This is a genomic window from Streptomyces sp. NPDC093544, from assembly GCF_040683495.1.
Taxonomy (GTDB): Bacteria; Actinomycetota; Actinomycetes; order Streptomycetales; family Streptomycetaceae; genus Streptomyces.
Genome location: NZ_JBFBEA010000014.1, coordinates 122,062 through 133,700 on the forward strand (window position 1 = coordinate 122,062; position 11,639 = coordinate 133,700).

10 protein-coding genes are annotated in these 11,639 nt (G+C 68.4%); 3 read left to right on the forward strand and 7 right to left on the reverse strand.

The features are described 5' to 3' along the window. Nucleotides 1-9: 9 nt before the first annotated feature. Entirely contained in the window at nucleotides 10-531 is a 522-nt protein-coding gene (locus AB0N66_RS22380; protein ID WP_365437816.1) for a MarR family transcriptional regulator, read from the reverse strand. A 372-nt stretch (nucleotides 532-903) separates the two neighbouring features. Between AB0N66_RS22380 and AB0N66_RS22385 the strand changes: the two genes are divergently transcribed. Continuing rightward, on the forward strand, nucleotides 904-1,869 hold the full coding sequence (locus AB0N66_RS22385) for a pirin family protein (RefSeq protein ID WP_365437818.1): 966 nt from the start codon (nucleotides 904-906) through the stop codon (nucleotides 1,867-1,869). A 32-nt stretch (nucleotides 1,870-1,901) separates the two neighbouring features. Here the strand turns inward: AB0N66_RS22385 and AB0N66_RS22390 are convergent, their stop codons facing one another. Further along, entirely contained in the window at nucleotides 1,902-2,273 is a 372-nt protein-coding gene (locus tag AB0N66_RS22390) for a VOC family protein (RefSeq protein ID WP_365437821.1), read from the reverse strand. 194 nt (nucleotides 2,274-2,467) lie between these two features. Further along, nucleotides 2,468-3,820, reverse strand: coding sequence for a discoidin domain-containing protein (locus AB0N66_RS22395; protein ID WP_365437824.1), 1,353 nt, complete (start codon nucleotides 3,818-3,820; stop codon nucleotides 2,468-2,470). 429 nt (nucleotides 3,821-4,249) lie between these two features. Between AB0N66_RS22395 and AB0N66_RS22400 the strand changes: the two genes are divergently transcribed. Beyond that, the gene (locus AB0N66_RS22400; RefSeq protein WP_365437827.1) at nucleotides 4,250-5,905 is read left to right on the forward strand and encodes a xylosidase; all 1,656 of its coding nucleotides are present in this window, start codon (nucleotides 4,250-4,252) and stop codon (nucleotides 5,903-5,905) included. Nucleotides 5,906-6,031: 126 nt separating this feature from the next. On the opposite strand, the gene AB0N66_RS22405 is transcribed toward AB0N66_RS22400, so the two are convergent. After that, on the reverse strand, nucleotides 6,032-7,381 hold the full coding sequence (locus tag AB0N66_RS22405; protein ID WP_365437830.1) for a SidA/IucD/PvdA family monooxygenase: 1,350 nt from the start codon (nucleotides 7,379-7,381) through the stop codon (nucleotides 6,032-6,034). Between the two features lie 50 nt (nucleotides 7,382-7,431). Here AB0N66_RS22405 and AB0N66_RS22410 point away from each other — a divergent pair, with 50 nt between their 5' ends. Further along, nucleotides 7,432-8,379: a methionyl-tRNA formyltransferase gene (locus AB0N66_RS22410; RefSeq protein WP_365437833.1), complete on the forward strand. Its 948-nt coding sequence runs from the start codon at nucleotides 7,432-7,434 to the stop codon at nucleotides 8,377-8,379. Nucleotides 8,380-8,414: 35 nt separating this feature from the next. On the opposite strand, the gene AB0N66_RS22415 is transcribed toward AB0N66_RS22410, so the two are convergent. The 3 genes from AB0N66_RS22415 to AB0N66_RS22425 are packed head-to-tail and all read right to left on the reverse strand — an operon-like array spanning nucleotide 8,415 to nucleotide 11,425. After that, on the reverse strand, nucleotides 8,415-9,302 hold the full coding sequence (locus AB0N66_RS22415; RefSeq protein WP_365437836.1) for an ABC transporter ATP-binding protein: 888 nt from the start codon (nucleotides 9,300-9,302) through the stop codon (nucleotides 8,415-8,417). Between the two features lie 3 nt (nucleotides 9,303-9,305). After that, complete coding sequence (locus tag AB0N66_RS22420; protein ID WP_365437839.1) at nucleotides 9,306-10,403, reverse strand: iron chelate uptake ABC transporter family permease subunit; 1,098 nt, start codon at nucleotides 10,401-10,403, stop codon at nucleotides 9,306-9,308. Next, nucleotides 10,400-11,425, reverse strand: a complete 1,026-nt coding sequence (locus tag AB0N66_RS22425; RefSeq protein ID WP_365437843.1) for an iron ABC transporter permease — start codon at nucleotides 11,423-11,425, stop codon at nucleotides 10,400-10,402. Before AB0N66_RS22425 ends, AB0N66_RS22420 begins: the two co-directional genes overlap by 4 nt. Nucleotides 11,426-11,639: the final 214 nt, after the last annotated feature.

An 11,639-nucleotide genomic window follows, 5' to 3' on the forward strand; every position in this document is an offset into this window, starting at 1 on the left:
GGAAAGTTCTTACTTGAGGTGGTCCTTCTGAGGCTGTTCCCGCTCGGAACGTGGATCGAGTGGTACGTCGAGAAGGGCCACCAGTTCGCGGCTGAACGCCTGTGTGTGCTCGCCGTGGAGCCCGCCGAGGGGTTCGAGGAGCTGGTCCAGGAGACCCTGGACCACCTTGATCGCGCGGCGCGTGACCTCGCGTCCCTCCTCCGTGAGTGAGAGCTGCACCGCCCGGGGGTCGGCCGGATCCCGTGTCCGGTCGACGATCCCGGCCGTCTCAAGGGCGCGGGCGAGCTTCGAGACGTAGAGCGGTTCGAGTCCGGTGTGGTCGGCGAGTGCGCGCTGGCTCGGCCGTCGGCCATCCCTGTGCATGCCATACAGCGACGCCACCAGCGAGTACTGCGCGTGGGTCAGGCCCAGCGGTGCGACCGCCCGGTCGACGGCCACCCGCCATTTCATCGACAGACGCCAGACGAGGAAGCCGGGCGTCGCGTTCTCAGGTGCCGAACTCTTCGAACCGGACGAGGTGATCGAACTCATGCGAGAAACGGTACATGGCTACTATATCCATGGCTACTATTTTGAGAGCGGTCCGACCAACGGTGTATGCGGACGGGTCCCAGGTCCTAGTGCTCCAGCCGTAGAGCGTTACTTTCCGGGACTGGATCCGGCCCCGGGACGGGGCCGATAGCCGGCGATGATGACTCCGGAGGACGTTGAAGTCGCGTCGGCGACATCGAACGTGGTCGGGTCGAAGGCGTCGGTGAACAGGCGGTGGCCGGTGCCCAGGACGAGTGGGTGGATGCAGAGCAGGTATCCGTCGATGAGGCCTGCCGGATCTGTGCAGTGTGCCCCTCAATGGGCGGGTCGATGGCCTGACGGCGGGTCCCCCGCGGGGCTAGGTTGTGGGCCATGAGCAATCTTGATCGCGAGGCAGTGCCCGCCCTGTGCGGTGGCCGCGGTTTTGTGGTGGCCGAACCGGTGCGCGAACTCCTCAGTCCCCGCCGGGTCAAGCTCGGCGAGTCCACCGAAGTCCGCCGCCTGCTGCCCAACCTGGGCCGCCGCATGGTAGGCGCGTGGTGCTTCGTCGATCACTACGGGCCCGACGAGATCGCCGAGGAGCCCGGCATGCAGGTCCCGCCGCACCCGCACATGGGCCTGCAGACCGTCAGCTGGCTGCACGAGGGCGAGGTGCTGCACCGCGACTCCACGGGCAGCCTGCAGACCATCCGCCCGCGTGAACTGGGCCTCATGACCTCCGGCCGGGCCATCAGCCACTCCGAGGAGAGCCCCAAGTCGCACGCCCGCTTCCTGCACGGCGCGCAGCTCTGGGTCGCCCTCCCGGACAGTCACCGTCATGCCGAACCGCGCTTCGAGCACCACGCCGAACTGCCCCTCGTCACGGCTCCCGGCCTCCGCGCCACGCTCATCCTGGGCACGGTCGACGGCACGGCCTCACCGGGCACGACGTACACCCCGATCGTCGGCGCCGACCTGGCCCTCGCGAGCGGCGCGGACGTCCGCCTGCCGCTGGAGCCCGACTTCGAGTACGCCGTGCTGGCCATGTCGGGCGAGGCCCATGTCGACGGCGTACCGGTACTCCCGGGCTCGATGCTCTACCTCGGGTGCGGCCGCACCGAACTCCCCCTGCGCGCCGAGTCCGACGCGGCCCTCATGCTCCTCGGCGGTGAACCGTTCGAGGAGGAGCTGATCATGTGGTGGAACTTCATCGGGCGGTCCAACGAGGACATCGCACAGGCCCGTTCGGACTGGATGGCGGGCTCGCGGTTCGGTGAGGTGGTGGGGTACGACGGTGCGCCACTGCCTGCTCCTGAACTTCCGCCGGTGCCGCTGAAGCCGCGGGGGAGGGTGCGCTGAGCTGGGGTTTCAGCTCTGGTGCGGGCTGATGCTCAGCTCAGGCGCGTTCGCAGGAGGCAGAACTCGTTGCCTTCGGGGTCGACCAGGCAGTGCCAGGTCTCCTCGCCGGTCTGGCCGATGTCGGCCGGGCGCGCCCCGAGCTTCAGGAGGCGTTCGAGTTCGGCGTCCTGGTCGCGGTCGGTGGCGTTGACGTCGATGTGCAGCCGCAGCTTGCCCGCCTTGGGCTCGGAAGTGGGGCTGAAGACGAGCGTCGGCTGCAATCCGCCGAACCCTTCCCGTGGTCCGATCTCCACCGCGCCGTCCTCGGTGTCGAGCACGATGAAGCCCAGCACCTCGCACCAGAACGCCGCCAGCCGTTGCGGATCCCGGCAATCAATTACCAGCTCGGAAATGCGACTCACCATATTCGGACCCTACAGCGCAGCAACCGCATGTAGCCGGACCTTGAACGGCCCAGGGGTGCGACGCGGTGGGCACCCGGGAGCGGCGGTCGGGCCCGGTCCGTTCCCGGCCCCGACCGCTGTGGCACACAGGGGTGAGCGGCTTCTTGTCAGCCGCACACCTTGAACTCGTATCAGCCGCACACCCTGAACTCGGATCAGCCGAAGACCTTGAACTCGTAGACGCGGGTGGCGGGGTCGGTCGTCTGGGTGGGAGTGGTGACGTTCAGTCGGACGTAGCGGGCGGAGGTGCCGGTGAGGGTGTGTGTGGTGACGCCGGCGGTGTTGGCGGTGGCCTGGGCGACGGTGGTCCAGGTGGTCGCGTTGGCGGAGACCTGCACGGTGTACGCCCGGGTGTTGTAGGTCGCGGCCTCGCCGCCCGCGCCGGCGTGGTCGATCTCCAGGCCGGTGAGGGTGCGGACGGAGCCGAGGTCGACGGTGAGCTGCGACGGGGAGGTGAGGGAGCAGAATTTGTCGGTGTTTCCGCCGCTCACCGTGCCGTTGACGGCTTTGGCGGGGGCCTCGTTGCTGTTGCAGGGCGTGCTGCCGGTGGCGCTCTTGCCGAGAGCGAGGTTGGTGGGGCCGGTGCCGCCTCCCATCGCGGCGTTCACCGAGGCGGCCCACTGCCAGGGCGCGCCGGTGCCGCCGGGCAGGGAGTTGAAGTACTCCCAGCCGGAGACGCCGCCGAAGGTGGGGTACCTGGCGGAGAGTGTGGCGAGGGTGCTGTTCAGAATGCTGGGATCGACGTAACCGCTGCCGCAGTTGGCCGGATTGGTGAGGGTGCCCGCGACGACCTTGTCCGCGGGGATCACACCGCGGTTGATGATCGCGTCGTAGCCGCTGGTGGAGCTGAGCGAGCCCCAGCCGCAGTAGAACTGGGCGTTGAACCAGGCGATGGAGCTTGCGCGGTCGCGATAGAGCTGGTCGTAGTTGAAACCGGAGAGGTTGCCGCCGCCGCTCAGCGCGGTGGCCACGGGCGCCAGCGTCACGATGAAACCGGCGCCGAAGTCGGTGTGGAGCTGGTCGATGAGCCGCTCCACGCCGCCCAGCGACATGTACTCCTCGACATCCAGGTCCAGGCCGTCGAGGTGGTACGTGGACACCACGTTCTTCAACAGCGGGTAATAGGTGGCGAAGTCGGTGTCCAGGCGCTGGAAGCTGCCCTGGGCGGCCCCGCCGACCATGCCGATCGCGTGCACGCCCTTCGCCTGCATCGCGGCGACGTCCGTCCACATCTGGTTGAACATCGCGTTGCTGGGCGGGTTGTCGTTCAGATGGACCGACAGGTCGCTGTTGAGATGGATGGCGCCGATCAGGAGGTCGGTGACCCCGGTGTTGTTGTTGGTCAGGCCCAACGGGGAGACGTAGGAGCCGTTGTAGTACTGCGTCTGGTAATAGACCACGACCCGCTTGCTGCTTGCCGCAGCCGCAGGTGTCCCGCTGGCGAACAGCACGGTCGCGGCCGCGACTAGTCCGGCCACCATCCGGACGAGTGTTCTCCTGACAGTCATGCCTTGGCCTCCTTGGCCCCTCGGGCGGGGGGCGGTCGCGGTGACGACCACAGCAGCCCCAGCCCCGATGACAATGTTGTCATGAACACTCCGACGTTGTGCGTTGAACCTGTGAAGCCGGTAGTCCGGCCCCGGCCCGCTGCGGCAGCCATCCCGGCAGCTCGCGCGTCACAGGAAATTGCTAGGTGGGGCAGCTGGGAAGTTGCTTGGTCCAGACCTATTGCGGAGTCATCGCTCCAGCAGTTCAATCCCCGCAGACCTCAAACCGCATGCAGTAGTGCTCAGCGTGGTGTGCGCCGGGACCGGCCCGCACCTTCCCCACCGCAGGCCTGCGCAACAGAGCGGAGAGTTTTGCACGAATCTCCGGGCCCTTGCGCCCGAGTGCGGGTCAGGGACGCTGAGTTCAGCTGTTGAACATCGGAGTCAACCATGGGTGTGTCACGTCGTACTTTCCTGACCACGGCAGTCGGCGGTTCGGCGGCCGCGGGGCTGTCCGTGCTCGGCCTGGCCTCGACCGCGTCGGCGGCGAGCCCGCCGGGAGATGTGGTCGGAAAGGTCACCGTCGGCTACCAGGGCTGGTTCGCTTGTATAGGAGACGGTGCGCCGATCAACGCCTGGTGGCACTGGGCGCCCAACTCCGGTCAGGCGCCGTCGCCTTCGAACAACGGCATCAAGTGCTGGCCCGACACACGCGAGTACACAAGGACGTACCAGACCGGTTTCGCCGCGCTGGGCAACGGCCAGCCGGCGACGCTGTTCTCGTCGTACGACCAGCAGACGGTGAACACGCACTTCCTTTGGATGCAGCAGAACAGCATCGACACCGCGGCCCTGCAGCGGTTCAACCCCAACGGAGCCGAGGGCCCGACCCGCGACGCGATGGCCGTCAAGGTGCGCAGCGCCGCGGAGGCGTACGGCCGGAAGTTCTACATCATGTACGACGTCACCGGCTGGACGAACATGCAGTCCGAGATCAAGACGGACTGGACCAACAAGATGAAGGCCCACACGGCGTCTTCGGCATACGCCGTCCAGAACGGCAAGCCGGTCGTCTGCATATGGGGCTTCGGCTTCAACGACAGCAATCACCCGGCCACCGCGGCCGCGGCCCTGGACGTGATCAACTGGTTCAAGGCCCAGGGGTGTTACGTGATCGGCGGCGTGCCGACCTGGTGGCGGACCGGCACCAGCGACTCCAGAGCCGGGTTCCTGGACACCTATCACGCCTTCAACATGATCTCCCCGTGGATGGTCGGCCGGATCGGCAATGTCGGCGACGCGGACAATTTCTACAACGTGGCGACCGTGCCCGACCTCGCCGACTGCGCCGCACGCGGCATCGACTACCAGCCGTGCGTCCTGCCCGGCGACGTCTCGGCACGGCAGCGGGCGCACGGCGACTTCATGTGGCGGCAGTTCTACAACATGGTGCGGGCCGGGGTGCAGGGCATCTACATCTCGATGTACGACGAGTACAACGAGGGCAACCAGATCGCCAAGACCGCCGAATCCCAGGCCTGGACCCCGAGCAACGGCGGCATGCTGGCCCTGGACGAGGACGGCACCGCCTGCTCCGCGGACTACTACCTGCGGCTCACCGGTGACGGCGGGAAAATGGTCAAGGGGCAGATCGCCCTCACCGCCACCCGTCCCACCCAGCCGGTGCTCTCCGGTACCCCACCGGGTGTCGGCTCAGTGATCTCTCTGAAGGCGTTGGCCAACAACCTCTACGTCTGTGCGGACAACACCGGGACGTCCCCGCTGGTCGCCAATCGTACGAGCGTCAGCACCTGGGAGCAGTTCACCCTCGTCGACGCGGGCAGCGGCAACGTCGCCCTGCTCGCCCATGCCAACAACCTCTACGTCTGTGCGGACAACACCGGGACCTCCCCGCTGATCGCCAACCGTACGAGCGTCAGCGCCTGGGAAACCTTCCAGCTGGTCAGGAACGCCAACGGCACGGTCAGCTTCAGGGCGTTGGCCAACAACCTGTACGTCTCCGCGGACAGCACCGGGGCGCTACCGCTGATCGCCAACCGTGCGACCATCGGCACCTGGGAGCAGTTCACGATGGCCAACGCGTAGTCCTCCAACGGGCAGGGGCACTCCGGAACCGGTGACGCCGCCCGGTGGGACCGCGAGTACGAGAACGGCGACACCGGTTCCGGAGGTCGGGTGGCCCATCGCTGGGCCATGGACGGGCAGTTGGGGTCAGTGGACGCCGAGGCGCGCCACCAGGGAGTCGTGGATCTCGCCGGCTCGGATGGCCGTGGTGGACAGCAGGGTCGAGGTCAGTCCGTGGGTGTGTTCGGTGCCGCCTTGGAGATAGATGCCGGCGGTGACCTCCGGCGCGACTTCGACGCGGTGGTCGCGGCCGACCCGGACGGCATCGCCGTCGTCGCGCAGGCAGTACTTGGCGGATTCACCCAGCAGGGTGCCGATGTCCTGGGAGCGGTACCCGGTGGCGTGGACCAGGAGGTCCGCCCCCAGGGTCTGCCGCTCGCCGGTCGGCAGAAACTCCACCGTGACGTCCAGCCCGTCATCCAGGACGTTCACGTCCCGGATGCGGGAGACGTTGAGGAAGCGCAGCCGCTCGTGGCCCTGTACCTTCTCGCGGTACGCGGTCGCGTACAGGGCTTCGATGAGATCCATGTCTACGACCGAGTAGTTGGTGGAGCGGTGGTAGTCGACGAGTGACTGCTTCACCTCGGACGGAGCCCGGAAGTAGACGTCGACGGCCTCGGGGTCGAAGATCCGGTTGGCGAAGGGGCTGTCGTCGGCCGGTGTGTAGCCGTACTTGGCGAACACCGCGCAGATCTCGGCCTCGGGGAAGGCGCGGTGAAGGTAGTCGACCGCCTCGGCGGCGCTCTGGCCCGCGCCGAGGACCACGGCCCTGCGCAAGGGGGTGCCCGAGGCCTGGAGTTCGGCGACTCGTGGCATCAACTGGCTGTTGTGCCAGACGCGTTCGGACAGTTCCGTGCCCGGTGGCAGATGGGGTTCCAGGCCGACGGCCATGCTGATGTTGCGCGCCCGGTGGACCACCGTACGGGTCGGGTCGGCCTCGTCCCGGCAGGTGACGTCGAGGTGCGAGATGTCACCGTCCTCGTCCCGCACCGTTTCGACGGACAGCACCTCGGAGGAGTAGTCGACCAGGTGTCCGACCCGGGCGGCGGCCCACTCGAAGTAGTCGTGGAACTCGACACGGAGTGGGAAGAGCGTCTTCTGATTGAGGAAGTCCACCAGTCTGCCCCGCTCCCGTAGGTAGCAGAGGAAGCTGAAGTCGCTCGTCGGATTCCGCATGGTGACGAGGTCTTTGAGGAAGGACACCTGCATCGTCGCGTCGTCGATGAGCATGCCACGATGCCATCCGAAGCGTGGTTGCCGTTCGAGGAACCGAGCGTTGAGCCGCTGGTCCTCCGGGAGTTGTGCGTTGTGCTCCTCAACGGCTATCGCCAGTGCCAGATTTGACGGTCCAAAACCAATTCCGAGGACATCGTGAATGACGTGCGGCCCACCGCGCGGTGATTTCACCGTTCCATCGCCTCCCTCAGCGCGGCTCATAGTAGATAAGGTTAGGCTTACCTTGCAATAACGTCGAAGGGGAGAACCGCATGCGGGTCGTCATGTTCGGCTATCAGACCTGGGGTCACCGCACGCTGCAGGCGCTTCTGGGCTCCGACCACGAGGTCGTCCTCGTCGTCACCCACCCGAAGAGCGAGCACGCGTACGAGAAGATCTGGGACGACTCGGTCGCCGAACTGGCTGCCAAGCACGGCGTCCCGGTGCTGTTGCGCAACCGTCCCGACGACGCCGAACTCCTCGACACCCTGCGAGAAGTGGCCCCGGACATCATCGTGGCCAACAACTGGCGCACCTGGCTGCCCCCGGAGATCTTCGACCTGCCGCCGCACGGCACGCTCAACATCCACGACTCGCTGCTGCCCGCCTACGCGGGCTTCTCGCCGATCATCTGGGCCCTCATCAACGGTGAGGAGCGGGTCGGTGTCACCGCGCACCGGATGAACGGCGAACTCGACGCCGGAGACGTGCTGATACAGCGCTCGGTGCCGGTGGGCGCTGCCGACACCGCGACCGACCTGTTCCACCGGACGGTGGACCTGATCACCCCCATCGTGCGTGAGTCGCTGGACCTGATCGCCGCGGGCGAGGACCGCTGGCAGCCGCAGGACCGCACGCGCGCGAGCTTCTTCCACAAGCGGTCCATCGAGGACAGCCGTATCGACTGGTCCTGGCCCGCCGAGGACCTGGAACGGCTGGTGCGCGCCCAGTCCGACCCCTACCCCAGCGCCTTCACGCACCATCGTGGCGAGCGGATCCGCGTCGTGTCCGCGGCCGTGTCGGAGGCGCGGTACGGCGGAACACCCGGCCGCATCTTCATCCGCGAGGGCGACGGCGTGGTCATCGTGGCCGGTGCGGACGCCCGTGGCGGAAAGAGCCGTGGCCTGGTCATCCGCCGGTTGCGCACCGAGGACGGCACCGAGCACGCGGCGAACGACTACTTCCGCACCATGGGCGGCTACCTCACGGCCCGCCCCTGAACCCACCGCCGGACCGGCCCGGGCGCGTGCCCGGGTCAGTCCGTGCCGACCGGAACCGCCTCGTGATGGCGGCCCATCGGAATCACCAGCGGGGTACCGCTGACCGGGTCGGTGGTGACCTGGCAGCGCAAAGCGAAGACGTCCTCGACCGTGGCGGCGGTGATCACCTCGGCCGGCGGTCCCTCGGCGACGATGCGGCCGGACTTCATGGCGATGACGTGATCGGCGTACCGGCAGGCCTGGTTGAGGTCGTGCAGCACCATCACCACCGTGCGGTTCTCACGGCGGTTGAGGTCCGTGATCAGATCCAGGACGTCGATCTGGTGGGCCAGGTCCAGATACGTCGTGGGCTCGTCAAGGAGCAGTACGGGCGTGCCCTGGGCGACCGCCATGGCGATCCAGGCGCGCTGCCGCTGGCCGCCGGACAACTCGTCCACGGTGCGGTCGGCGAGGTCGGTCAGACCGGTCGCCTCCAATGCCTCGTGCACGGCGAGCTCGTCGGCCTTGGACCACTGCCGCCACCAGGTCTGATGCGGTGAACGGCCCCTGCTCACCAGGTCGATGACGGTCAGCCCCTCCGGGGCCACCGGGGCCTGCGGCAGGATTCCGAGCTGCTGCGCCAGTTCCCGGCTGGGTATGGAGCGAAGAGCCCGGCCGTCCAACTGCACGGAGCCGGCGCGAGGTGTCAGCAGCCGGGCCAGAGCACGCAACAGGGTGGACTTGCCGCAGGCGTTGGCGCCCACGATGGCGGTGATCCGGCCGGGCTGGAGCGCCAGGTCGAGGTCCTCGACGACCAGCCGGCTGTCGTACGCCAGATGCAGACCGCTCGCCCGCAGGTCGGGGCCGGGGGAGGGGGCCACGGTGGGGTCTGCTGCCGGGCCGGTGTCGGGGCGGGGAGCCTGGCCAGGTGTGGTGGTCGTCATGCGTCAGCCTCCTGTGCCCGCGCGGTTGGCGCGGATGAGCAGCCAGAGCAGCACCGGCGCGCCTAGGACGCCGGTGACGATCCCGACCGGCAACTCGATGCCGGAGATCGCTTCACGTGCGATGAGATCGGAGCCGAGGACGACCAGCGCGCCGGTCAGTCCCGAGGCGACGAGCGGCGGCCATGCCGTACCGACCAGCCGCTGGGCGATCTGCGGGGCGGCCAGCGCCACGAAGGCGACGGGTCCCGCCGCCGCCGTACCGAAGGCGACCAGGCCCACGCCGGTCAGCATCAGGGCGAGCCGGACCAGCTGTACGGGGGTGCCGAGTCCGGTGGCCACGTCGTCGCCGAGGTGCAGGGTGCGCATCCAGCGGCCGCATCCCAGCGCCACGGGTACCAGGACCACCAGGGCGACGGCGAGAGTCGAAACCTCGTCCCACGTACGGCCGTTGAGGTTGCCGACCAGCCAGCCGACGGCGGCCTGCGCCTCGAACTGCCGGCCCCGGGCGAGCAGGAAGTCGGTGGCGCTGCTGCAGATCCAGGACACGCCGATACCGACCAGGATGATGCGGTAGCCGGTCGCGCCCTGCTTCCAGGCCAGGGCGTACACGACCAGGGCCGTGGCCAGGGCGCCGAGCAGTCCGAGGCCCTGGCTGCCCAGGCCGCCGTCCCAGCCGAGCACGATGCCCGCCACGACGGCGGTACCGGCGCCCTCGGTCAGACCGATCATGTCCGGACTGGCCAGCGGGTTGCGGGTGATGGTCTGGAACAGCGCCCCCGAGATCCCGAAGGCGATGCCGACCAGCAGGCCGGTCAGGGCGCGTGGCAGCCGCAGGTCCTGTACGACGATCACCGTCCCCGGATCGCCCGAGCCGGCCAGTGCCTTGACCACGTCGGGCAGGGTGATCGGATAGTCGCCGATCGACACACCCCAGCAGAACAGCAGGAACACCGCGACGGTCAGGGCCAGGCAGACCATGACCAGCCGCGGCCGCAGCACCCCGGAGACGGGCGGTGCGGTGAGCCGGAAGGGTCTGCGATCCCAGGGCGTCCTGGGGCGTCGCACGCCGGAGGCGGTGGTGGCGGGTGCGGACACGCTCATACCTCCGCGAGCTTGCGTCGGCGGACCAGGGCGATGAAGAACGGGCCGCCGACGAACGCGACGAGTACTCCGGCCTGGATCTCGACGGGCCGGTCCACGACCCGTCCGAGGATGTCGGCGGTGAGCAGCAGACAGGGTGCCAGGGCGGCCGAGAGGGGCAGCAGCCACCGGTGGTCGGGGCCGAGCCCGGCCCGCTGCGCGAGGACCCGCGCGAGGTGCGGGACGACAAGGCCGAGGAAGACGACCGGGCCGATGGCCGCGACCGACGCACCGGTCAGCAGCATGACGGCGGTGACTCCCTGGAGCCGTACGAGACCCACCCGGCGTCCCAGCGAGGCAGCCACGTCGTCGCCCAGGGCCAGGCTGTTGAGCGCCGGCGCGGAGGCGACGGCGAGCACCGCGCCCACGGCGAGGAAGGGCAGGATGCGCTCGACCACACCGCTGTCCTGGGTGGCGAGCGAGCCGGCCGACCAGAAGCGGAAGCGGTTCAGGGCGTCGGGGTCGGTGAGGACGACGGCGCTGGTGAGTGACGAGAGCAGCGAGGTCACCGCGACCCCGGCGAGCGCGAGTTTGACGGGGGTGGCGCCGGAACGCCCCATCCTGCCCAGCATGAAGACCACCACGCTGGCGACGAGCGCACCCGCGAAGGCGAACCACACATACCCGTACAGCGATCCGACGCCGAACACCGCGACGGCGATCACGATGGCGAAGGAGGCACCCGCGCTGACACCCAGGATCCCGGGGTCGGCGAGCGGGTTGCGGGTCAGGGCCATCATCAGGGCGCCCGACAGGCCGAGCGCGGCGCCGGTGGCCAGGCCGAGTGCGGTGCGCGGGACGCGGACCGACCAGACCACGTCCTGGACCGTCTGGCTCGGTGGATGACCGAAAACCGCCTGGACGACCTGCACCGGCGGAATGTTCAGGGCACCGAGGCCGATCGAGAGCAGGCACAACAGGGCGAGGACGGCGATGACCGAGCCCACGAGCAGGGTGGGCCGCAGTCTTTCCGCCCGGGTCACCGGCCTGGCTCCACGTCAACGTCCTTAGGTTAGGCAGGCCTTAACTCTAACGCTCTGAGCTGTCCGGTTCCCCGGGCGGGGAGAGGGGAAGGGTAGGCCGAGGGGTACCTAGTTAGGTAATGCTTACCTTAATATGGCGACCGGTTGCGGCTCGGCCGAGTCGGTTCTGCAAGGTTTTCGCATGTTTTCGACATGCTTGAGGAGGCGCGGGCGG